Origin of the sequence: Marinobacter nanhaiticus D15-8W (assembly GCF_036511935.1) — a bacterium.
Taxonomy (GTDB): Bacteria; Pseudomonadota; Gammaproteobacteria; order Pseudomonadales; family Oleiphilaceae; genus Marinobacter_A; species Marinobacter_A nanhaiticus.
This window is the reverse complement of record NZ_AP028878.1, coordinates 772,331-793,841: the sequence shown is the minus strand read 5'-3', so window position 1 is coordinate 793,841 and position 21,511 is coordinate 772,331. Positions and strand designations below refer to the sequence as shown.

At 58.8% G+C, this 21,511-nt stretch carries 20 protein-coding genes; 7 read left to right on the top strand and 13 right to left on the bottom strand.

Features of this window, described 5'->3' with window-relative positions:
- Positions 1 to 25 precede the first annotated feature (25 nt).
- Positions 26 to 499, top strand: coding sequence for a DUF2489 domain-containing protein (locus tag RE428_RS03500; RefSeq protein ID WP_004578919.1), 474 nt, complete (start codon positions 26 to 28; stop codon positions 497 to 499).
- Positions 500 to 679: 180 nt separating this feature from the next.
- Here the strand turns inward: RE428_RS03500 and RE428_RS03495 are convergent, their stop codons facing one another.
- From RE428_RS03495 to RE428_RS03480, 4 genes are all read right to left on the bottom strand, one after another.
- A complete protein-coding gene (locus tag RE428_RS03495; protein ID WP_004578920.1) occupies positions 680 to 958 on the bottom strand; it encodes a hypothetical protein in 279 nt (92 codons plus the stop codon).
- Positions 959 to 1,182: 224 nt separating this feature from the next.
- Positions 1,183 to 2,556: an HDOD domain-containing protein gene (locus RE428_RS03490; protein ID WP_004578921.1), complete on the bottom strand. Its 1,374-nt coding sequence runs from the start codon at positions 2,554 to 2,556 to the stop codon at positions 1,183 to 1,185.
- A gap of 274 nt (positions 2,557 to 2,830) precedes the next feature.
- The gene (gene recG, locus RE428_RS03485) at positions 2,831 to 4,906 is read right to left on the bottom strand and encodes an ATP-dependent DNA helicase RecG (protein WP_004578922.1); all 2,076 of its coding nucleotides are present in this window, start codon (positions 4,904 to 4,906) and stop codon (positions 2,831 to 2,833) included.
- Positions 4,907 to 4,923: 17 nt separating this feature from the next.
- The gene (locus RE428_RS03480) at positions 4,924 to 5,889 is read right to left on the bottom strand and encodes a hydrogen peroxide-inducible genes activator (protein ID WP_004578923.1); all 966 of its coding nucleotides are present in this window, start codon (positions 5,887 to 5,889) and stop codon (positions 4,924 to 4,926) included.
- 108 nt (positions 5,890 to 5,997) lie between these two features.
- Here RE428_RS03480 and RE428_RS03475 point away from each other — a divergent pair, with 108 nt between their 5' ends.
- Positions 5,998 to 6,864 (top strand): NAD-dependent epimerase/dehydratase family protein, encoded by an 867-nt coding sequence (locus tag RE428_RS03475; protein WP_004578924.1) that lies wholly within the window; start codon positions 5,998 to 6,000, stop codon positions 6,862 to 6,864.
- Here RE428_RS03475 and RE428_RS03470 read toward each other — a convergent pair whose 3' ends face one another.
- From RE428_RS03470 to RE428_RS03450, 5 genes are all read right to left on the bottom strand, one after another.
- On the bottom strand, positions 6,865 to 7,251 hold the full coding sequence (locus tag RE428_RS03470) for a RidA family protein (RefSeq protein WP_004578925.1): 387 nt from the start codon (positions 7,249 to 7,251) through the stop codon (positions 6,865 to 6,867).
- A gap of 155 nt (positions 7,252 to 7,406) precedes the next feature.
- Complete coding sequence (locus tag RE428_RS03465; protein ID WP_040882764.1) at positions 7,407 to 9,563, bottom strand: RelA/SpoT family protein; 2,157 nt, start codon at positions 9,561 to 9,563, stop codon at positions 7,407 to 7,409.
- A 275-nt stretch (positions 9,564 to 9,838) separates the two neighbouring features.
- Positions 9,839 to 10,051, bottom strand: a complete 213-nt coding sequence (gene rpoZ, locus RE428_RS03460; RefSeq protein WP_004578927.1) for a DNA-directed RNA polymerase subunit omega — start codon at positions 10,049 to 10,051, stop codon at positions 9,839 to 9,841.
- A 79-nt stretch (positions 10,052 to 10,130) separates the two neighbouring features.
- A complete protein-coding gene (gmk, locus tag RE428_RS03455) occupies positions 10,131 to 10,778 on the bottom strand; it encodes a guanylate kinase (RefSeq protein WP_004578928.1) in 648 nt (215 codons plus the stop codon).
- Positions 10,779 to 10,873: 95 nt separating this feature from the next.
- A complete protein-coding gene (locus RE428_RS03450) occupies positions 10,874 to 11,740 on the bottom strand; it encodes a YicC/YloC family endoribonuclease (protein WP_040882244.1) in 867 nt (288 codons plus the stop codon).
- Positions 11,741 to 11,898: 158 nt separating this feature from the next.
- Here RE428_RS03450 and rph point away from each other — a divergent pair, with 158 nt between their 5' ends.
- On the top strand, positions 11,899 to 12,615 hold the full coding sequence (rph, locus tag RE428_RS03445; RefSeq protein WP_004578930.1) for a ribonuclease PH: 717 nt from the start codon (positions 11,899 to 11,901) through the stop codon (positions 12,613 to 12,615).
- An 82-nt stretch (positions 12,616 to 12,697) separates the two neighbouring features.
- Here rph and RE428_RS03440 read toward each other — a convergent pair whose 3' ends face one another.
- Positions 12,698 to 13,504, bottom strand: a complete 807-nt coding sequence (locus tag RE428_RS03440) for an exodeoxyribonuclease III (protein WP_004578931.1) — start codon at positions 13,502 to 13,504, stop codon at positions 12,698 to 12,700.
- Between the two features lie 67 nt (positions 13,505 to 13,571).
- On the opposite strand from RE428_RS03440, the gene pyrE reads away from it, so the two are divergent.
- Positions 13,572 to 14,210: an orotate phosphoribosyltransferase gene (pyrE, locus tag RE428_RS03435; RefSeq protein ID WP_004578932.1), complete on the top strand. Its 639-nt coding sequence runs from the start codon at positions 13,572 to 13,574 to the stop codon at positions 14,208 to 14,210.
- 139 nt (positions 14,211 to 14,349) lie between these two features.
- A complete protein-coding gene (locus RE428_RS03430; RefSeq protein ID WP_040882247.1) occupies positions 14,350 to 15,021 on the top strand; it encodes a DUF4124 domain-containing protein in 672 nt (223 codons plus the stop codon).
- A gap of 81 nt (positions 15,022 to 15,102) precedes the next feature.
- On the opposite strand, the gene RE428_RS03425 is transcribed toward RE428_RS03430, so the two are convergent.
- A complete protein-coding gene (locus tag RE428_RS03425; protein WP_004578934.1) occupies positions 15,103 to 15,519 on the bottom strand; it encodes a hypothetical protein in 417 nt (138 codons plus the stop codon).
- A 376-nt stretch (positions 15,520 to 15,895) separates the two neighbouring features.
- Between RE428_RS03425 and RE428_RS03420 the strand changes: the two genes are divergently transcribed.
- The gene (locus tag RE428_RS03420; RefSeq protein ID WP_004578935.1) at positions 15,896 to 16,324 is read left to right on the top strand and encodes a fibronectin type III domain-containing protein; all 429 of its coding nucleotides are present in this window, start codon (positions 15,896 to 15,898) and stop codon (positions 16,322 to 16,324) included.
- A 131-nt stretch (positions 16,325 to 16,455) separates the two neighbouring features.
- Here RE428_RS03420 and RE428_RS03415 read toward each other — a convergent pair whose 3' ends face one another.
- Complete coding sequence (locus RE428_RS03415) at positions 16,456 to 16,788, bottom strand: DUF2782 domain-containing protein (protein WP_004578936.1); 333 nt, start codon at positions 16,786 to 16,788, stop codon at positions 16,456 to 16,458.
- 83 nt (positions 16,789 to 16,871) lie between these two features.
- On the opposite strand from RE428_RS03415, the gene polA reads away from it, so the two are divergent.
- Positions 16,872 to 19,592 carry a DNA polymerase I gene (polA, locus tag RE428_RS03410; protein WP_004578937.1) on the top strand — a complete coding sequence of 907 codons (2,721 nt, stop codon included), beginning with the start codon at positions 16,872 to 16,874 and terminating at the stop codon, positions 19,590 to 19,592.
- A 49-nt stretch (positions 19,593 to 19,641) separates the two neighbouring features.
- On the opposite strand, the gene RE428_RS03405 is transcribed toward polA, so the two are convergent.
- Positions 19,642 to 21,402 carry a TonB-dependent receptor domain-containing protein gene (locus RE428_RS03405; protein ID WP_169334047.1) on the bottom strand — a complete coding sequence of 587 codons (1,761 nt, stop codon included), beginning with the start codon at positions 21,400 to 21,402 and terminating at the stop codon, positions 19,642 to 19,644.
- Positions 21,403 to 21,511 lie beyond the last annotated feature (109 nt).

The window sequence follows — 21,511 nt, the reverse complement described above, 5'->3', positions numbered from 1 at the left end:
GTTCGCAACCCGGAGGCGCTAGTACATGCCGCAGTGGATCCAGTGGATTCTTATCGTCACAGGGGTTCTGGTTATCGCCCTTTTGGGCAGATTCATCTGGCAACGTAGCCGGCTGCTACAACAGCAGAGCCGCCAGCAGGCCCGCAACCTGGCTTTCCAGAACGAGCGTCGCGAGCAGATGATCCAAAGCATCCGCGTCCTTGCCATGTCCATCGAGCAGGACCAGGTGGAGTACTCTGAAGCCTGCCTGCGCATCAAGGGACTGCTGGACCACCTGGCGCCAGACCTGCTGAGCCAGTCGCCCTACAGGATCTTCCAGGAGATGCACGACGCCCTGCAGCACATGCCCACTCACCAGGCCCGGCAGGACACGGCCTCACGTTTCATCGACAAGATGGACGCCCAGCGCTTCGAACTGGAAAGGAAACACGCCGATGCCATCCGCCGCGCAGCAACCGCAATCCGTTACCACACGTTCCCCGATATTCAGGGCCATTAAGTCGAATCCGTTTAGTTACTACCAGCAGGCCTAAAACCCCGAACATAAAAAAGCCGGCCCTTCGGCCGGCAATCACCCGCTTGTGCAGATCAACCTGAGTTACTGCTTCCGGCAGAATGCCGTACTACTGACGCTCACCACACTTACTGCAACCTGTCTTCGACGACTCTCTTCTCGAGCTTACGACGAAACCTTGAAATCAGACGCGCCCCGGTAGGGCTCGGGATCGGCGACGCCGTCCTTCCGCAAGGCGGCAACAAGGTCGGCATCCAGCTGGCGCCAGAATTGACGGAAGTACCGCTGGATAATGCGGTCCCGTGAATGGGATGTCACCCGCAGGAGTTCGAGGAGCTCGTCCGCATCCGCCAGATGGAAGTGGCGCCCACCCCGGTGACGAAAATAGGTCTCCAACTGGTGGAGATGAAAGATACTGCCAGAGTTGAAGATGAACCTGTCCATGAGGCACCTCCAAGTGGGACAAGGCGCTATAGGCGTCCAAGCGGTAGAAAGCCGCACACGCCTGGCTTGCCCCCAGTCTGCTTTTCCATGGGCACTGCCGTCTCAAACGATACGCCTACTCTTAATCTAGCTGACCGGCACAAAAAGGAAAGCAATAATTGCAGGAGTGAAGAAAACCGGCCGCCTAGAAGGAGGGAGAGCGACCGGACATCAGCTAAGCCACCTCAATGCTGCATCATGCCCGCCATGGCAAGGATGCTGTCGCGATTATCCATCATGCCGTCGAACTGATCTGCGACCGCTTTAGCATCCAGCCCGAGCTGCTCGTAGATATTGGTTTCCAACGGCAGGGACGGCCCCAGGTCGACCCCCCGCTCGATCAGCAACTGGCGCCCAAGACGCAGCAGGTGGGCGTAGACCGAATAAGGCCCATCATAGGCCGGGTTTTTCTGGTGCCGGAGGGCTATCACCACTTCGTCGGGCATCCCCCAGTTCTCCATCAACTGGGCCCCGACCTGCTCCCGGGTAACACCCAGGAGATGTTGTTCGACCAGCGACGAATCGAGGTTGGCGTTCGCTTCCAGATTGCGACAAACCAGCCGGAAATGGGGTGGAAACACCTGGTTCAGAACCAGGTAACCGAAGTTATGCAACAGCCCGCCAAGATAGGCCAACCCGAAAGACGGCCGCTCCCCTCGACGCATCATCGCGGAGAGCACACCGGCGGCCTGGGCCTGCCAGATCGCCTGCTGCCAGTATCCGATGTAGCCATCCGGTTCATCCTCGGGCGGTTTGAGCACCTTTCCCAATGACAACCCCATGGCGAGGTTCATGACCAGTTCAAAGCCAAGGACCCGTGAGACGGCATCGTGCACCGAGCGCACCTGTCCGGCCGCCGCATAGAAGGAGGAAGACGCCCAACTCACCACTTGCGCCGCAAGACTCGGATCACTCTCAACGATATCTACCAGGTCGCCCATGACGGCATTGGGATTGACCCGAAGATGGATGATGCGCTGGGCTGTCTCCGGCAGCGGAGGTAGCTCCAGGGTGTCTTCCAGGCGCTGGCGGATGCGCAGGTTTGTGAATCGCTCGATTGCGCTATGGAGCTGCTCGCGATCCAGCTGGGGTTCGGAGAGGTTAACCCGGATATCAGCGGCGGATGTTGCCAGCTTCATCCGTTGTGCGTCGGCGGTTATGACGTGGAAGGCTTCGGAGGGCAACTCGATCTGCGGCCCGCCAGGTTTATAGGACAAGGTAACGACAGCCTGGCTATCCACAGCCTCGTCGACGATGGTTTCCCAGCCGGTCAGGGACGGCAGCGCCGGCAACAGTTCCACGCCCAGGCGCTCGCGGATCCGGTACAGTTCCTTGCGGCTGATAACACGGAAATCCCGCCCCAGCTTGCTGTTCAGTCGATTGACATCAAGCAGATCCGCCTTGCGGCAGATCACCTGCAACTTTCCCTGGTAGTCCTCCAACGGCACCATACGCAAGGCATGGCTGTCGCCATTCACCTCCACGATCTCGAACAACGGCATCCCCCGGCCGCGACGCGCGGCATCAAGGGCATCTCGAACTGCGATCGGCAGTTCCATGCGAACCCCCTAAACTGTCTTATGTGGAGCCGACAGGCGGCTTGCCGGTTCCTTATGAAGCTGGCCCGTGGCGACAGACTGCTGAAACAGCACCCGGGCCTGATGTAACTCGCGCGGCACAACTCCCGTGAGCCCATGCCCTATTAAAGCGCGCAAAACCCGATGGGAAAGCGTCTCGGGCACCGACATAACGTGATACAAGTCACACGATGAATCGACGTCGATCGTTCCCAAAACTGTAATATCTTCTGGAATAGCCGGTCTTCTGGAATAACTATACGTCACCGTAGCGGATGCGCTCGCCCAACCAGCGACGGATCAGGGCCTCCACACGTTGGCGATCACCCATCAGACTGGGAGCGGCTTCACGGACGACCGGGATCCATCCCTTATCGCGTTCAAAATCCGCCAAGCGGAACTGCATCATGCCGGTCTGTCGCGTGCCCAGGACCTCGCCTGGGCCTCGGATTTCCAGGTCCTTCTCCGCGATAACGAAGCCGTCCTGGCTGTCCCGCAGTACTTGTAGCCGGGCTTTGCCGTTTTGCGACAGCGGCGGATGATACATGAGCACACAGAAACTCGCCTCGTGCCCACGCCCGACGCGGCCACGCAACTGGTGAAGCTGCGCCAGACCCAGGCGTTCCGGATTCTCGATGATGATCAACGAGGCATTGGGCACGTCTACCCCGACCTCGATGACAGTAGTCGCCACCAGCAAATCCAGGATACCGTCCTTGAATTGCTGCATGATGCCCGCCTTTTCCTGGGCTTTGAGGCGCCCGTGCACCAGTCCGACTTTCAGGTCCGGCAGTCGTTCACGAAGATCTTCGGCGGTCACCTCGGCGGCTTGGCACTGCAGGGCCTCGGATTCTTCTATCAGTGTACACACCCAGTAGGCCTGGCGCCCGGCACGGCACGCGTCTTCAACCCGGGAAATTACTTCATCCCGACGGGCATCGGCTATGGCTATGGTTTCGATGGGTTTGCGGCCCGGGGGCAACTCGTCGATCAGCGAGGTATCCAGGTCGGCATAGGCGCTCATCGCCAGGGTGCGGGGTATTGGCGTCGCCGTCATGATCAACTGGTGTGGCGCGAGACTACCCGCCGCACCCTTCTCGCGCAGGGCCAGTCGCTGGTGGACACCAAAACGGTGCTGCTCGTCGACGATCACCAGGGCAAGCCGGTCAAAAGCCACGTCGTCCTGAAACAGTGCGTGGGTACCGATTACGATACGCGCATCGCCGCTGGCGACCCGCTCCAGCGTGGCCTGACGGACCTTGCCCTTGACCTTGCCGGAAAGCCAGGCAGGTTCCAGCCCAAGGGGCTCGAACCACCCTTGGAAATTGAGATAGTGCTGTTCGGCCAGGATCTCCGTCGGCGCCATCAGGGCCACCTGGGCGCCTGACGAGATCGCCTGTAAGGCCGCCAGTGCCGCAACGACGGTCTTGCCCGAGCCCACGTCCCCTTGAACCAGGCGCAGCATCGGCAGCGGCTGACTCAAGTCCTGACGGATATCCAGAAGCACGCGCTCCTGTGCCTGGGTCAATTGGAACGGCAGTTGATCGCGGAAGCGATCAGGCAGATCGCCCCGGGGCAACAGCGCCAACGCTTCCCTGGACTGGATCTGCTCCCTTACCCGCAGCAGGCTGAGTTGGTGCGCCAGCAGTTCTTCCATCACCAGACGTTGCTGGGCCGGGTGCCGGCCTTCAAGCAACGCGGGCACCGGAGCACCCGCCGGTGGGGCATGCACCAGGCGCAGGGCCTCGTTGATACCGGGCATCTGGAAATCTGCCAACAGCGCGTCCGGCAGCCACTCCTTGACCGGATAACGGTCGAGGTAATGCAGCGCCTGCTGGCACAGGCTACGTACCCTTGGCTGCTGGATACCTTCGGTGAGAGGGTAAACCGGCGTAAGGGTGGCCCTTTCCGGCGCGGGCATGGGTGGCGGATTGACCTGGTACTCAGGATGGTAGAACTCGAATCCCGCGCGCCCTGGTCGAACCTCGCCAAAACAGCGGATGCGGGCGCCTTCGCTGAGCTGGTTTTTCTGGGAAGCGTTGAAATGGAAAAACCGCAGGACCAGGAAGCCGGAGCTGTCCCGCACCGTCACCTGCAGGCTGCGGCGGCGCCCCATGACCAGGTCGGACTTGACCACCTCGCCCTCGACCACACCTACATCGCCTACATGCAGGCTGCCGATGGGAATAATTCGGGTACGGTCCTCGTAGCGATGAGGCAAGTGGAACAGCAGATCTTGCAGGGAATGGATCCCCAGCTTTGCCAGCGTCCCTGCCAGCGCGCTACCGACCCCTTTCAGGGTCGTGACGTTAATATCTTCCAGTGCAGCCATGGGTTATGCCATGGAAATCAGGCGGAGGCTGCGGTAACGGGAAGGGCCTGATCGGATTTCTCGATCACCCGGCACTGGCTCGCCGCCAGCGACAGTACATCGATAGCCTTGGGTCGCGGGAAGGTCACGCGCCAGGCCAGGGCGACGGTCCGGAACGGTACCGGTGGCTTGAACGGGCGCACAGTCAGGATATCTTCCTTGTACTCCATGGCCGTGGCCGCGGACATGGGCAGCACCGTAACCCCCAAACCAGAAGCCACCATATGCCGTATGGTTTCCAGGGAGCTGCCCTCGGTCACCAGGGCGGGACGGCCGCTGGTGCTGGTGGCGCGCGCGGCCATCGCATTCTCGAGTGGCGGACAGGACTCCAGTACCTGGTCGCGGAAACAGTGGCCCGGGCCCAGCAGGAGCAATTGCTCTTCCGCCAACTGCTCAGCTGAAAGTGATTTCTCCTTGGTCAGCGGGTGACCAGCCGGCAGCAGCACAACGAAAGGCTCGTCGTAGAGCGGCAGGGTTACCACCTCCGGCTCTTCGAACGGCAGCGCAATGATGATGGCATCAAGCTCGGATTGACGCAGTTTCTTGCGCAGATCCTGGGTATAGCCCTCTTCGATGAACAGCGGCATTTCCGGCGCAGCCCGACGCAGCTCCGGCAACAGGTGCGGGAAAAGGTAGGGCCCGATGGTGTAGATGGCCCCAACCTTAAGCGGCGAATTGAGCTGGTTCTTGCCGTTCTGGGCCATATCCCGGATCACACCGACCTGGTCCAGCACGCGCTGGGCCTGCTCGATGATCTGCGATCCGGTTTCCGTCACCCGGATGCTGCTCTTGCTGCGTTCGAACAGGGGGATACCCAGCTCATCCTCCAGTTTCTTAACGGCCACGCTCAGGGTAGGCTGGCTGACGTGGCAGCGTTCAGCGGCCCGGCCAAAGTGCTTTTCTCGGGCCAGGGTGACGATGTAACGCAATTCGGTCAGGGTCATGGATTTCTCCGGACAATCACGGGATCGGTTCAAGTCTGTATTGGCTCAGGACGTCATCGGTCCCGGACAGCGTTTTAATGGTTTACAGAATAAGGATTGAAATTGACTATGGCAATCAGTGAACCACGCATTCTTGTCGTCGGCTGCGGCGCACTCGGCAGCCGCATCGCCTCGGACCTCGCTCAGGATAGCCGGGTTTTCGGTCTCAAACGCAATATCAGAACGCTACCCGCGAATATAGAGCCCGTCAAAGCCGACCTGCAGGACCCGACCAGTATGCATGGCAAGCTTCCAGCAAACCTCGACGCGGTCGTCTACTGCCTGACCCCCAATAGCTATGACGACGAAGGCTATCGGGCAGCTTTCGTGACTGGGCTAGGTCATTTGATCGACGCGCTGGAGACCGATGGGCATTCGCTCAACCGCCTGCTGTTCGTCTCCAGCACCGGAGTCTACCACCAGGACGATGACAGCTGGGTGGACGAAGACAGCCCGACAGAACCCGACCGGTTCAGTGGCCAGCGGGTACTGGAGGGCGAGCACCTGGCGCTGAACAGCGCCTATCCCGCCACGGTGATCCGCTACAGTGGCATCTATGGGCCCAGTCGTGGCCGTTTCCTGCAGTCTGTGATGGAGGGGCGTATCGATCCAGCGTCACCCGGCCCTTACACAAACCGGATTCACGAAGAAGACGCAGCAGCAGCTGCTGCACATCTGGTACGTTACTCGCTGGCCGGCAACCCCATGCACGACCGCTATCTGGCCAGTGACTCGACGCCAGTGAGACTGGATGAGATTGTCGCCTGGATTCGTGAACAGGTCCCATGCGCGGAGCCCGGGGAAGAAGCCCGCGGCGGGACGCGCGCGGGCAGTAAGCGCTGCTTGAACCAGCGCTTGCGGGACAGCGGTTTCGATTTCCGCTATCCCGGATTCAGGGAAGGCTATGGTGAACTGATCAAGGCCTTGGAGCGTTGATCAGCTCAGGACCATTACGGCATCCATTTCCACCGGCACGCCCTTGGGCAGTGCAGCAACACCGATCGCGGCGCGGGCCGGATAAGGCTCCTGGAAATAGGTCGCCATGATTTCGTTGACAGTGGCGAAGTTACCCAGATCCGTCAGGTAAATATTGAGCTTGACGATATCCTGCAACTGACCGCCAGAAGCCTCACAGACCGCGGAGAGATTATCGAAAACACGGCGAATGCTGACGCTGATATCGCCGCTCACCACCTCCATGGTTTCCGGGTCCAGTGGGATCTGGCCGGACAGGTAGACCGTATCCCCGGCCTTCACCGCCTGTGAGTAGGTACCAATGGCTTCCGGCGCGTTATCGGTCTGGATTACGGATTTGTTTGTCATCGTGTTGAGTGCCCTTGTTGCTTGCACCCGCCGAAACGGGCTTTTTTGAAGAAAGACATATCGATCGAGAAAGACAGTGATCGTCTCCGGGATCGTCACGTCCTGTCAACAAATACGGGATATACGGAACAGGCCGCCTCTTGCGGCCTGGAATGCTAGTGTCGAACCCGGGCGATATGTGTCACCGCACGGACGTTGCGGACCCGCCGCATCACGCGTGCAAGGTGACGTCGCCCGTTGACGTGGACCACCAGGCTGACGATGCTCAGGCGGGCATTCTGCTCTTCCACGTTGATCCGTTCGATATTACCGTCCGCGAGGGAAATGGCGCTGGCCACCTCGGCGATCACACCGCGCTGACGCTCCAGTTCAACGCGCAGTTCCACGGAGAATTCGTCAGTGATGTCCTTGGCCCACTTCAGGGGGGTTAGCGCTGACCGGTCCGCATCCTTGTCCGGCAACTTGCGGCAGGTATCACTGTGAATCACCATGCCACTGCCCGACTCCATCACGCCCACCACTGGATCGCCGGGAATCGGCTTGCAGCAGCTAGCGAAGCGCACCAGCAAACCTTCGGTGCCGCGGATGGTCATGGACCCGCGGCCGTGACCGCCCGCCTCAATGTTGACGATTCCCCGGTCGTCCGGACGCTCACTGCCGCCGCTGTCACCGCCGGGATCCGAAACCAGTTGGCGCGCCACGATGTAAGCCATTCGATTACCCAGGCCAATATCGCTGAGCAGATCGTCGAAGCTTGCCGCCTGGTTGTGGTCGCAGACCCGCTGGCGCTGCGCTTCGTCAATCTGCGAAAGCGTGTAGTCGAAGCCCGCCAGGGATTTCTTGAGCAGCGTCTTGCCCAGCTCCAGCGATTCCGCCTTCTTCTGGTACTTGAGGAAATGGCGAATGCTGCTGCGCGCCTTCCCAGTGACGACGAAGCTCAGCCAAGCGGGATTTGGACGCGCGCCGGGAGCGGTAATGACCTCGACAGTCTGCCCGCTTTGTAGCGGCTGACTCAGCGAACCCAGGTTGCGGTTGATACGGCAGGCCACGCAGGCGTTACCGATATCCGTGTGGATAGCGTAGGCAAAGTCGATCGGCGTCGCTCCGCCGGGCAGTTCGAGAATCTTGCCCTTGGGCGTGAATACGTAGATTTCGTCCGGGAACAGGTCGACCTTCACATGCTCGATGAATTCCAGGGAATCGTCCGCCCGCTCGCGCATCTCCATCAGGCCCTGGACCCAGCGATCCACTCGGCGCTGGCTGACTTCCAGCACAGCCGAGTTGTCGTTCTTGTAGAGCCAGTGGGCCGCGATGCCGTTGTTGGCAATCTGCTCCATTTCTTCGGTGCGGATCTGGATTTCGATGTTCACGTGCATCCCGAACAGGGTCGTGTGCAGGGACTGGTAGCCATTCGCCTTGGGCATGGCAATGTAGTCCTTGAACCGGCCGGGAAGCGGTTTGTAAAGACTGTGAACGGCGCCGAGGATGCGGTAGCAGTCGTCGGTGGTGTCGGTAATGATGCGGAAGGCGTAGACATCCATGATTTCATGGAAGGACTTGTGCTTGAACTTCATCTTGTTATAGATGCTGTTCAAGTGTTTCTCGCGACCGATTATGCGGCCCGGCAGCCCGCGCTCATTGAGCTTTTCTTCCAGTTTGCCCCGTATTTCCTCGATGATTTCCCGGTGACTGCCGCGCAATTTCTCCACCGCCTTGGAGATATAGCGCGAACGCATCGGGTAAAGGAAGGAGAAGCCCAGGTCTTCCAACTCGGTGCACAGGCTGTGCATGCCCAGCCGGTTGGCTATCGGCGCATAGATGTCCAGGGTCTCGGTCGCAATGCGCTGTCGTTTCTCGTAGGACATATGCCCCAACGTGCGCATGTTGTGCAGCCGATCTGCGAGCTTGACCAGAATAACGCGGATATCCCGGGCCATGGCCAGGGTCATCTTCTGGAAGTTCTCCGCCTGGGCCTCGGCGCGGGAGCGAAATTCGATCTGGGTCAGTTTGGAAACGCCATCCACCAGGTCGGCGACAGGTTCGCCAAACTGTTCGGACAACGCGTCCTTGGGAATACCGGTATCCTCAATGACATCATGCAGCATGGCGGCCATCAGGCTCTGATGGTCCAGCTTCATGTCGGCGAGAATGCGGGCGACCGCCAGCGGGTGGGTAATATACGGCTCGCCCGAGCGGCGCATCTGGCCTTCATGGGCCTGCTCGGCGTAATAGTAGGCTCGCCGCACCTGATTGATGCGGGGCGTATCAAGGTAGGTACTCAGTTGCTCCGCAAGCGTATCGACGGAGCTGATCGCCGTGGCCTCTGCTGACACTGCGCCTCCAGTGACTGAAGGAATTCCCCGCCGCTTGTCCTTAGCACTGGTGTGCTTAAAGCGAGACTCGAATCCCGGTGAATCACCGACAAAAAAACCCGAATGCATGACACTCGGGTCTTCCTTTGCCCTTACAGACAGCCGTTTCACGGCGTCGTACTACTTACTATAAGAGCCGCTACGCAGATTTCAATCAGTAAGCCTGTTAACAAACCGCCGCTAAAAGGCTGCAAGGACCAATCTGCGGAATCTACTTACTCTTCGTCTTCCTGCTGGATCAGAGCACGGTCGACTTTGCCTTCGGCGATTTCGCGCAGGGCGAGTACCGTCGGCTTGTCGTTTTCCTCAGGGACCATCGGCTCGTGGCCTTTAGTGGCGATCTGACGCGCGCGCTTGGTCGCCAGCATCACCAGCTCGAAGCGGTTATCGACGTGATCCAGACAGTCTTCAACAGTGACTCGTGCCATAATTTCCCCGAAAATTAAAAAGATAACTGATTGCCCAGCCTGACGGTGCAGAGCAGACCGCGCAGTATATCAAAAACGCTCAATTTGTATACGCCGTTCCACCGGAAACCAGGGCGGCGAGCAGGTCGGCGTGGCGAACTTCCTGGCGCTCGACGCTCAAGCGCTGGGTACGCACGATCGAGAGTAATTCTTCCAGCGCCACGTCGAACTGGTCGTTGACCACGAGGTAATCGAACTCCAGGGCGTGGCTGCACTCTTCCGCCGCCTCCCGCAGGCGACGCTCGATCACGTCGTCCGCATCCTGCCCGCGACCGGTGAGTCGCGCACGCAGGCTTTCCGGCGAAGGCGGCACGATGAAGATCCCGACGCAATTGGGAATCAGGCGACGTACCTGCACCGCCCCCTGCCAATCGATTTCCAGGATAACGTCTTTTCCCTGGGACAGGGTTTCCTCGACCCAGCGTTGGGAGGTGCCGTAGAAGTTGCCAAACACTTCCGCATGCTCGAGGAAATCGTCCTGGCCGATCATACTCTGGAAGGTCTCGCGCTCGACGAAGTGATAGTTGACCCCGTCCTGCTCGCCCGGTCGCATGGGGCGTGTCGTGTGGGAAACGGAGACGCAGAGTATCGGGTCCCGTTCCAGCATGGCCGCAACAAGGCTGGTCTTACCTGCCCCGGATGGCGCCGAAATCACAAAAAGAGTGCCTTTATCGACCGGCTCACTCATCAGCCTTGTCTCCTCACAGCAATAGACAAAATACAACGATAGACAGGGTGCGCCCCAAACCGAAGAGGGTACGCGATAGGAAATGAAGTTCCTTGTTATTCGAGGTTCTGGACCTGCTCGCGCATCTGCTCGATCAGCACTTTCAGGGTGACGGCCACCCGGGTGACGTCGGCGTCGATGGACTTGCTGCTCAGGGTGTTGGCTTCGCGGTTAAGCTCCTGCATCAGAAAGTCCAGCCGCCGGCCAATGGCCTGATCGCTATTCAGGGTTTCCCGCACTTCACTGACGTGGGTGTCCAGCCGATCCAGCTCCTCGGCCACGTCGGACTTCTGCGCCAGCATCACCATTTCCTGGGCCACGCGTTCGGGATCGAGCTCCACCTGGGCTGCGGCAAAACGGTCGCGTAGGTTCTGTTCCTGCTGCTTCAGCAAGTCAGGCATGCGCTTGCGCACTTCTGCGACGGAGGCCGTCATCTCTTCCAGGCGGGTATCGAACAGCGGCCGCAGGCGCTCGCCTTCCCGCTCCCGTACGCTGACAAGTTCAGCCACTGTCGCTGAGAACAGTTCGCCGGCAGCCTTCTTGACTGGTTCCATGTCCCGCTCCGCAGACTCAAGGACACCGGGCCAGCGCAACACATCGAGGGCGTTGATGTGCGCCGGATTGTCGAGGATGCGATTGATGTGGTTGGCCGCGTCGTTGATCTCTTCGGCCAGCGGCAGGTTAACCTTGAGTCCGCCGGCCGTTTGTTCGGCCAGTTGCAGGCGCATGCCGATCTCCACCTTGCCGCGACGCAGCCGGTTGCGGATCGACTCGCGGAAGCCGTTCTCAAGGTCTCGTAGCGGTTCGGGCAGGCGGAACGTCGGCTCAAGGTAGCGATGGTTGACGGTCCGGATTTCACACGTCAGCGAGCCCCACTCACCTTCGGTGTCTTTGCGGGCAAAGGCTGTCATGCTTCTGATCATGTGAACTCCGACTGTCGTTAACGTGCGGCTATTCTAGCAGGCCTGCCTGTGATCGGGCGACCGGTCTGAACTCTCGGTTCCGCGCATGTTACACTGCCTTGCTGATCCCACATCATCCAACCATCTTAAACCCATTCCCAATCAATACAGGATAACCTATGCGACCCAGTGGACGTGCGCCTGAACAGACCCGCGATATCCGCATCACCCGCAACTATACCAAGCACGCCGAAGGCTCGGTCCTGATCGAATTCGGCGACACCAAAGTTATCTGTACCGCATCAGTCGACAATAGCGTGCCCCGCTTCCTCAAAGGGACCGGCAAGGGTTGGATCACAGCCGAGTACGGTATGCTGCCTCGCTCCACCGGCAGCCGCATGGGCCGTGAAGCCGCACGCGGAAAACAGGGCGGCCGCACCGTGGAGATCCAGCGCCTGATCGGCCGCTCCCTGCGCGCCGCGGTGGACCTGTCCAAGCTGGGCGAACACACTATCACTATCGACTGTGACGTCATCCAGGCCGACGGTGGCACCCGCACCGCATCCATCACCGGCGGCTGCGTTGCACTGGTGGACGCACTGGATCATCTGGTTGCCGAAGGCCGCCTGAAAACCTCTCCGCTCGTTCAGATGGTTGGCGCTATTTCCGTCGGCGTGCACGACGGAAACACTGTGGTCGACCTGGACTATCTGGAAGACTCCGCGGCTGAAACCGACATGAACGTCATCATGACCGACCGCGGCGGCTTTATTGAAATCCAGGGTACGGCCGAGGGCGAGCCTTTCGCCCAAGAGGAACTGGATGAGATGCTGAAGCTAGCAAAGGAGGGCATCAACTACCTGTTCGACCTGCAGAAGCTGGCGCTGGAAAAGTAAGCCGAGCCAAGCGGCGGCAGTAGAAACAAAAAAACGGCCAGCAGATGCTGGCCGTTTTTTTACGGACTCGCGAAGACCTGGCCTAGAAGCCAATCTCGATATCGTAATCGATAATGATCGGCGCGTGATCGGAAAAACGCGTCTCGTCGTCGATCCAGGCATCCTCGATAGCCTTGCGGATGCCGGGCGTGGCAAGCTGATAATCCGTCCGCCAGCCGGCGTGCTTGCGCCAGCCTTCGGCCCATTCCGGCCACCAGGTGAACTGGTCACCTTCCTTATTGACTTCCCGGAATGCATCGACACAGCCCATTTCATCGAATAGCCGGTCGAGCCATGCCCGCTCATGGGGCAGGAAGCCGGACACGTCCAGCTTGTGGTAGCGTGGGCTGGTATCGGTAACGTGGTGAGCCGTCTGCAGGTTGGCGCAGAAGATAAACTGACGACGCTTACGCAACGTCTTCTGCATATGCTGGCCAAACGCCTCCATGAAGGCGTCCTTATGGTCCAGCACCGTCAGGTCGTTCTCGCCGGTCACCTCGTCTTCGCGACCCAGGGCGCAGGGCGCCAATACGCAGGCGACGCTGACCTTGTCGAAATCCGCCTGGATAAAGCGGCCTTCGCGATCGGCCATTTCGTTGGCGAAACCGTAGATGATGGCTTTGGGGAAATGGCGGGTGTAAATGCCGACGCCCCCGTGTTCGGTTTCCTCGCCATCGATGAAGTAAGCTTCATAGCCCTCAGGCACGTATCGGGGGTCGTCGAATTCATAGACCCGCATGCGGTGATCCTGGACGCATACGACATCTGCATCCTGGTCCGCCAGCCAGTCAAAAAAACCCCGGTCAATAGCCTGCGCCAGGCCGTTGACGCTGATCGATACTACCCGCATAGATGTTCCCTGAAACGTTTGTGTGTATGATACCGTTTTTGTGCCGTTTTGAAAGAAACCCCTCGCCATGCACGACTATCAGCACGATTTCATCGAATTCGCCATCCGTCGCGACGTTCTGCGTTTCGGAGAGTTCACACTCAAGTCCGGGCGCAAAAGTCCCTACTTCTTCAACGCTGGCCTGTTCAACACGGGGTCGGATTTGCTGCAACTCGGGCGTGCCTATGCGTCTGCCCTGCAAAATAGCGGCCTGAATTATGACATCCTTTTCGGACCTGCCTATAAGGGCATTCCGTTGGCCGCTGCCACCGCCATGTCGCTGGCGGAAACGGGCGACGACCGCCCCTACGCGTTCAACCGCAAGGAGAAAAAGGATCACGGTGAGGGCGGCAATATCGTTGGCGCACCATTAAAGGGCAAAGTGCTGATCATCGATGACGTGATCACCGCCGGTACGGCGATTCGCGAATCCATCGACATCATCCGTGCCGCCGGCGCCGAACCGGCGGGCGTCCTGATTGCACTGGACCGCCAGGAACGGGGTCAGGGCGAACTCTCCGCTATCCAGGAAGTCGAGGCCGAGTTCGACCTTCCCGTGGTCAGCATCATTCGTCTTGAGCAGGTGATCAGCTACCTGTCGGGCCAGGAAGGTTTCGCCGAGAACGCCCGCAAGGTGGAAGACTACCGGGAACGCTACGGCATCTGAGGCTTTGCGTGCGAGCGAACGTTCCAGCTTCAGAAATGATCACGAAGACTGACACGCTCGATAACCGTTTTTCACAAGCCGTCGCGGCAAAGTCTGTTATTCTTCAGGCAATCCATAGCAAACGGTGAATCAGCAGTTTATGAGACACGTACCGCGACTTGCCCTGGCAGCAGCCGTATGCTTTAGCCTGGCAACCTCATCGGCCCTGGCGTCCACCATGTACCGCTATAAGGACGACAACGGGCGCATGGTCATCAGTAACACGGTGCCTTCCGAAAGCTCAACCCGTGGGTATGAAATTCTCAATACCCAGGGTCGCGTCGTTGATGTGGTCGAACCGGCACCCACAGCAGAGGAAATCGCTGCCCGGGAAGCGGAGAAGAAGCGCAAGGCCCAGGCTGAAAAGCAGCGCGAGGAGGATGCGGAACTGTTGCGTACGTTCAGTCATCCCAACGATGCCGTTCGCGCCCTTCATCGTAAACTTCAGGAGCTTGACAGCCTGGTTCAGCTCAAGCGTGGCAACATCTCTGTTATCGAGAGCCAGCTGGAAGAACAGCAAAGCAAGGCCGCGGATCTTGAGCGCGCAGGACGGGAGGTACCGGAAAACCTGACGACCCGAATCGAGCGTCTGCACGCCCAGATCCGTGAGATCGAAAAGGAAATCGCGGTCCAGAATATGGAAACCCAGGCGATTCGCGCGACCTACGAGCAGAAAATCGAGCGCCTTGAAGCCATCACCGGCGAAAACCGGACACTCTCCCTGGAACCGCAAACCAAGACGCCCACCCAGGAAGCCCGCCGCGCCGACTAGTCTTCATGGAGCGCTGACCGGGATACCCTTGGCAAATAAAAAAGAGCCGCGTCTGCGGCTCTTTTCGTTATCGACCATCCGTCAGGCAGATTCAGGCTCCGTCTTCTTGGTCGACGCGGCCTTGCGCGTATTGGCCCCACGCTTGCCTGTCGGCGCATGAGTCCTTTTCACCGGCTTGGCTTGGTCGGAGACTTCATTGGCTGTCGCGGCAACCGCGTCGGCACTCTCAACGGTTTCTTTCTCGATACGGGCAACCACATCCGACGCCAGGGAGCCGAAACGCGTGTTCAGGCTACGTAGTTGCTCGAACAGGCTCTCGCTGTAGCCGTCATAACGCTTGCGCAGATTCTTGACGCTATACCCGCGAGCTTCTTTCTCAAGCTTTTCCGCGTAGCTGAAAGGCTTGGCCGCCAGCTTCTTCTGCTGCTCCTCGGCCGAATTAATGCCCTTCTCAACGATTTCTTGAAGCTGTTCCTGATAGGTTCTTAGCTTACCCATTGCGGTGCCTCTCCCTTGTCTTTACATAGTGCTGAAATTCGGCGTCGTAGACGCCTTCAGATAACAACACTGAAGTTACGTCCAAAAATTAGAATATTCATACTAGGAGGGCCGCAAGCCGCATAAGCGAAACGCTCCAGCAAGCACTTATGTTATTTAATGTAACAGAGAAAACGTGCTGTAGGTCTCAATTGGCTGATTTTTAGGAGATATCTCACAGAAAAACGACGAAATACTTACGTGAGGCGTTAAAACCACTTTGCATAATGAAGCAGCTTTAATATTGGGGACAGGTTTCCAAAGACTCCTCGCCTGTCCCGTCGCTGTAACAAGTCCGCTTAAGTAGACGGACCAGACAAAAGAAGACAGGCTCATTATGCGTAGTAATCAATCATTCAACATGAGGCTCCCCCTCGCCTATTTGCTTCTGGCCACCTTCGCACTCGCTGGCTGCAAGACCGGCGGCTCCTCCACCGGAGCATCAACCAATGCCTATTACGATGCCGAGAGCGACTCCCTCGTCGACGCAGGGCTCCAGCCATCTGTCGTCCACCTGCAGTGGCTGGCGCCGGCCACCCGGGCAGACGGTTCAAAGCTGTACGCCGGCGAAATTGGTGGCTATCGGATCTACTACAAACTCCGTCATCAGGATGCTTTCCGTATCATCGACATCGACGATGCCGGCAATACGAGCTACCCACTGGAAGGCTTCAGCCCGGGCGTGTATGAATTCTCGGTATCCACTCTGGACGTGGAAGGGCTTGAAAGCCAGCGCTCGAAGGCGGTGTCGGTCAATATTATCTAAGGGCCCGGACATACATCGAATAAGCTAGGGCGGGCCCGCTGGGGGTCCCGCCCGACAGGCAAAAATTCCTATCTGTGTGTGCGGCCTGAGCACAGGCCGCCAGTCACTCGGACGGGTTGATTACCCTCAACTTACCATTCGAATAACACCCACTTGGGTACAACCAGCTGGGAGCCATCCTGCCGGATGAACCCGCCGTCTACCGGAACCAGGTAGTAGACCGGTCCCACCTTGGGCTTGACCCTGATTTCCCGCAACTCCCCGTTGACCCGATACTCATAGTAGGTCGCATCCTCACCTGGACGGATGACCACCTGGGGCTCCCCCGGCGTAGGCTGGTATTCGGACGCACGGACGGGCGGGTTGACTGGCTGAGCATCCTGCGGCTGGGCTTCCTCTGCAAATGACGCAACGGGAAAAGCGCTTGCGGCGAGCGCGGTCAGCAGGGCAATGGATCTTTTCATGTTAACCTTGGCATCCTGAATTCGACGGTATTTTCCTGAGATTTACATAACGCCGCCACCTACACAACCGGAATCCAGCACCTATGAGTCAGACACAGACGCCACCGGTAGTTCTCGTCGACGGATCGTCCTACCTGTTTCGCGCCTTTCACGCCCTGCCCCCGCTGACGACCAGCAAAGGACAGCCGACCGGCGCGATAAAGGGTGTGATCAGCATGATCCGGCGTCTCGACCAGGACTTCCCGGGCTCGAAGGTCGTCGTAGTGTTCGATGCCAAGGGCAAGACCTTCCGCCACGAACTCTACGAGGAATACAAGGCCCACCGGCCCCCGATGCCCGAAGACCTGGCCACCCAGATCGCGCCGATCCACGAGATTATCCGCGCCATGGGGCTGCCCCTGTTGATCGTACCCAACGTCGAGGCCGATGACGTTATCGGCACTCTAGCCTGCGAGGCGACCGCCAAAGGCGTGGACGTGGTGATTTCCACCGGCGACAAGGATATGGCTCAGCTGGTCAGCGATCATGTGACGTTGGTCAATACCATGACCGAAACCACCATGGACCGCGAGGGCGTGAAGGAGAAGTTCGGTATTGGGCCCGAGCAGATCGTCGATTACCTCGCCCTCGTGGGCGACAAGGTGGACAACATTCCCGGGGTGGAGAAATGCGGGCCGAAAACTGCAGTGAAGTGGCTGCAGTCCTACGAAAACCTGGACAAGCTGGTTGAACACGCCGACGAGATCAAGGGCAAGATCGGCGACAACCTGCGTGCCGCCAGTGAAATCCTGCCGCTCAGCCGCGAATTGGCTACCATCAAGGTCGACGTCGAGTTGGAGTTCGGTATTACCGACGTACAGCCGGACGAGCCCGACCGGGAAAAACTGCTGGCCATGTTCAAGGAGCTGGAATTCAAGACCTGGGTGGACGAGCTCAGCCGCCAGGAAGGCGTCGTCGATGTTTCCAGCGAGGAGTCGACGCCCGAGACGCCGGAAAAGCATTATTCGACAGTGACCGATAAAGCGGAGTTCGACGAGTGGGTCGAGCGCCTGAAGAAAGCCGATATTTTCGCCTTCGATACCGAGACCACCAGCCTTAACTACTCCACGGCCGAAGTCGTGGGTGTCTCCTTCGCCATTGAGCCCGGCGAAGCGGCTTACGTCCCATTTGGCCACGATTACATGGGTGCCCCTGAACAACTGGAGCCAAACTACGTACTCGGCCAGCTTAAACCCCTGCTGGAAGATTCCAGCCAGAAAAAGGTCGGCCAGAACCTCAAGTACGACAAGAACGTACTCGCCAACCACGGCATTTCCCTGGAGGGGATCACGGAAGATACGATGCTGGAGTCCTACGTACTGAACTCCACGGCATCACGCCATGATATGGACAGTCTTGCCCTGAAATACCTGGGCGAGGCCACGATTTCGTTCGAATCCATCGCCGGCAAGGGTGCCAAGCAGCTCACCTTCAACCAGATTTCCCTGGAGCAGGCTGGCCCCTATGCCGCTGAAGATGCAGATATCACCCTGCGTCTGCATCGCACCCTGCGTCCGAAACTGGCTGCCGAGCCCAAACTCGATTCGGTCTACCAGAACATTGACTTGCCCTTGGTACCGGTGCTGTCGCATATGGAGCAGCGCGGCGTGATGCTGGACAGCGCCACCCTCCGGCGCCATAGTCAGGAATTGGCCATACGCATGGCAGAGCTGGAGCAGGCCGCCCACGAAGAGGCCGGCGAGCCTTTCAACCTGGGATCGCCCAAACAGTTGCAGGCCATCTTCTATGAGAAGCTTGGTTTGCCGGTAATCAAGAAAACCCCGAAAGGCGCACCTTCCACTGCGGAACCGGTACTGCAGGAACTGGCTCACGAGTACAAACTGCCGCACCTGATCCTGGAACACCGCAGTCTGAGCAAGCTCAAATCCACCTATACCGATCGGCTGCCGGAGATGGTCAGCCCCCGAACAGGCCGCGTCCATACGTCCTACCACCAGGCAGTAGCCGCGACAGGTCGCCTGTCATCTTCCGAACCCAACCTGCAGAACATTCCCATCCGAACGGAAGAAGGGCGGCGCATCCGCCAGGCCTTTATCGCACCGGAAGGCTACAAGCTGGTTGCGGCGGACTATTCCCAGATCGAACTGCGCATCATGGCCCACTTGTCCGGCGACAAGAGTCTGCTCAAGGCCTTCGCCGAGGGCAAGGACATCCATCGCGCCACCGCCGCCGAAGTATTCGACACGCCTGTGGAAGATGTCACCGGCGAGCAGCGCCGTAGTGCAAAGGCAATCAACTTTGGTCTGATCTACGGCATGTCCGCCTTCGGCCTGTCCCGTCAACTCGGCGTCGAACGCAAGGTAGCGCAGGAGTATATCGATCTGTACTTCCACCGCTATCCGGGCGTCGCCGACTACATGGACAACATCCGCAAACTGGCCCACGACCAGGGGTATGTGGAAACCCTGTTCGGTCGCCGCCTCTATTTGCCGGAGATCAACGCGCGCAACAAGCAGATGCAACAGGCCGCCGAGCGCACCGCCATCAACGCCCCCATGCAGGGGACCGCTGCGGACATCATCAAGCGGGCGATGGTCACCGTAGAGAATTGGCTGCTGGACAGTCACGCTGAAGAGGCCCGCATGGTCATGCAGGTGCACGACGAACTGATCCTGGAGGTGAAGGAATCCGCTATCGACAAGGTGATCGCCGGATTGACCGAGCGTATGTCCAAGGCTGCGGAACTGGATGTCCCGCTGTTAGTCGAGGCGGGTGTCGGGGACAACTGGGACGAGGCGCATTAAGCGCCTCGCCTCTTCTCCGTCTTGTTTCTGCGCCTACTCGATTTGTCTCCTAGTAGGTATACCGCACCGTTGCCAGCACCTCTCGAACCTGGCCAGCGTAGCCGGCGGCTGTGATTGCTTCCTGGTCTAGCAGGTTCGTCACATCCAGCCCGAGATCCAGCGACTCAGTCGCCTTGTACGTTGCCCCCACGTTGGTCATAACGTATCCCGGAACATGGCCACCGCCAGTATCGACGGCGTCGGTGCGTCCAAGCAATTCTAGATTCAGTTCGGTCTTCCCAAACACCTTGGCACCGGCCAAGCGTCCGTTCCATTTTGGACGACGCTCGAGTTGATCACCCGTTTCATCGTTGGTCGCGCGGGTATAGCCAGCGCCGACTTCAACGGACCAGTCGCTCGCCTCATAGGCAGCGCTTAACTCAGCCCCTTCAGCAGTCGCTCGATTGACGTTATAGGGGATATAAGATGGTGGAGGACCCAATACGATCAACTCGTCAAAGTTGGTCTTGTAGACTGCCAACTCGTATGAAAAGCGTCCCGCGTTTCCCTTGAGGCCTGCTTCGTATGTTTCTGAGGTTTCGGCCTCCAGATCCGGATTCGCACCAAACGGGGAATACAGGTCATTGAAAGTGGGCGCCTTGAAGCCCGTCCCATAGCTGGCGTAGGGACGGAAGAACTCTGCCACCTGATATCCGACCGACAAGATCCCCGTCGTTTCTTCCCCAAAACTTTCATTGTCATCATGGCGAAGAGAAGCCGTCACATGGAGCGGCTGGGCGACGGTCTGCCATTGGACGAAAACGGCATTGTTGTATCGCTCACTCTCGGTGTACTGGGTCGAAGCATCAACTTCCTCGTCAACGCGCTCCAGCCCGATGGTCAGCAATTGATGCGTCGTCAGGCTGATATCACCCTGAAGCAGATACTGGCGACGGCGGGTTTCATAGTCGAAAAAGTCACCTGTATCGATAAAGTTCTCGTTCGTCTCTCGCCCGAAGCCAAGCTGGGCGCGAATTGACACGTTATCCGAGGCGAAGTAGTCGACGAAGAACCGCCCCGACTGCTGGACGAATTCATTCCAGTATCGATCGCCGAACGCGGCGTCACCGTCGTAGTCGTTTTTTCCCTGGGCATGCATGAAGTTCACACCCAGCGCCAGACTATCCGACACCCACTGATCCAGGCTCGCAGCCAACGATTTAGTCTCAAAACCATCGTTGTCGCTTTGCCCACCGCCCGGTTGGGAATCGACCCCGTCGGTGTCGTACATCGATGCCGATAGGCTGTAGGCCGTATTGCCTGTAGTGCCGCCAAAGTGCTGGGTAAGCCTTGAAGTTCCATTGTTCCCGGCAATCACCTCGGAAATGATCTCCGGCTCGACGGTGCCACGGCGCGTAAAAATCTGGATAACGCCGCCAATAGCCTCAGAACCATAGAGACTCGAACGGGGGCCTTTGACGACTTCAATATGGTCCACCAACGCCAACGGGATATTCTCCAACTGGGCCGTGCCGGCAGTAGCTCCACCGACTTTAACCCCGTCGACCAATACCAACACATGGTCGGAATTGGACCCCCGCATAAAAACGCTGGACTGTTTACCCGGACCTCCGGTGCTGGTCACCGAAACACCCGGCACCGCACGTAGAACCTGTTCAACCGTCATCGCCGTGCTTCGCTCAATATCCTCTCGACTAATGACCGTCACCGAAGCATTCGCCTCATCCACCGTCTGCGCCGTACGGGTCGGGGTAATAACCAGGGGATTGAGGGTCTCCGCAGACAGCGTGGAGGAAATGATGCCGGCCATCAGGCCAAGGAAAAGTCGGGCTGGGTTCTTCACTATGTCGTCCTTCATCAAGACAGCGTCGGATGAACGGGCGAGTAGAGGGACGAGCGGCTGCTGGCGTAGGGCAGGT

Excerpts from the sequence above, each read along its gene's own strand:
- RE428_RS03500 (WP_004578919.1), top strand. The coding sequence starts at position 26 with ATGCCGCAGTGGATCCAGTGGATTCTTATCGTCACAGGGGTTCTGGTT.
- RE428_RS03495 (WP_004578920.1), bottom strand. The coding sequence starts at position 958 with ATGGACAGGTTCATCTTCAACTCTGGCAGTATCTTTCATCTCCACCAG.
- RE428_RS03490 (WP_004578921.1), bottom strand. The coding sequence starts at position 2,556 with ATGGAACTGCCGATCGCAGTTCGAGATGCCCTTGATGCCGCGCGTCGC.
- recG (WP_004578922.1), bottom strand. The coding sequence starts at position 4,906 with ATGGCTGCACTGGAAGATATTAACGTCACGACCCTGAAAGGGGTCGGT.
- RE428_RS03480 (WP_004578923.1), bottom strand. The coding sequence starts at position 5,889 with ATGACCCTGACCGAATTGCGTTACATCGTCACCCTGGCCCGAGAAAAG.
- RE428_RS03475 (WP_004578924.1), top strand. The coding sequence starts at position 5,998 with ATGGCAATCAGTGAACCACGCATTCTTGTCGTCGGCTGCGGCGCACTC.
- RE428_RS03470 (WP_004578925.1), bottom strand. The coding sequence starts at position 7,251 with ATGACAAACAAATCCGTAATCCAGACCGATAACGCGCCGGAAGCCATT.
- rpoZ (WP_004578927.1), bottom strand. The coding sequence starts at position 10,051 with ATGGCACGAGTCACTGTTGAAGACTGTCTGGATCACGTCGATAACCGC.
- gmk (WP_004578928.1), bottom strand. The coding sequence starts at position 10,778 with ATGAGTGAGCCGGTCGATAAAGGCACTCTTTTTGTGATTTCGGCGCCA.
- RE428_RS03450 (WP_040882244.1), bottom strand. The coding sequence starts at position 11,740 with ATGATCAGAAGCATGACAGCCTTTGCCCGCAAAGACACCGAAGGTGAG.
- rph (WP_004578930.1), top strand. The coding sequence starts at position 11,899 with ATGCGACCCAGTGGACGTGCGCCTGAACAGACCCGCGATATCCGCATC.
- RE428_RS03440 (WP_004578931.1), bottom strand. The coding sequence starts at position 13,504 with ATGCGGGTAGTATCGATCAGCGTCAACGGCCTGGCGCAGGCTATTGAC.
- pyrE (WP_004578932.1), top strand. The coding sequence starts at position 13,572 with ATGCACGACTATCAGCACGATTTCATCGAATTCGCCATCCGTCGCGAC.
- RE428_RS03430 (WP_040882247.1), top strand. The coding sequence starts at position 14,350 with ATGAGACACGTACCGCGACTTGCCCTGGCAGCAGCCGTATGCTTTAGC.
- RE428_RS03425 (WP_004578934.1), bottom strand. The coding sequence starts at position 15,519 with ATGGGTAAGCTAAGAACCTATCAGGAACAGCTTCAAGAAATCGTTGAG.
- RE428_RS03420 (WP_004578935.1), top strand. The coding sequence starts at position 15,896 with ATGCGTAGTAATCAATCATTCAACATGAGGCTCCCCCTCGCCTATTTG.
- RE428_RS03415 (WP_004578936.1), bottom strand. The coding sequence starts at position 16,788 with ATGAAAAGATCCATTGCCCTGCTGACCGCGCTCGCCGCAAGCGCTTTT.
- polA (WP_004578937.1), top strand. The coding sequence starts at position 16,872 with ATGAGTCAGACACAGACGCCACCGGTAGTTCTCGTCGACGGATCGTCC.
- RE428_RS03405 (WP_169334047.1), bottom strand. The coding sequence starts at position 21,402 with ATGGCCGGCATCATTTCCTCCACGCTGTCTGCGGAGACCCTCAATCCC.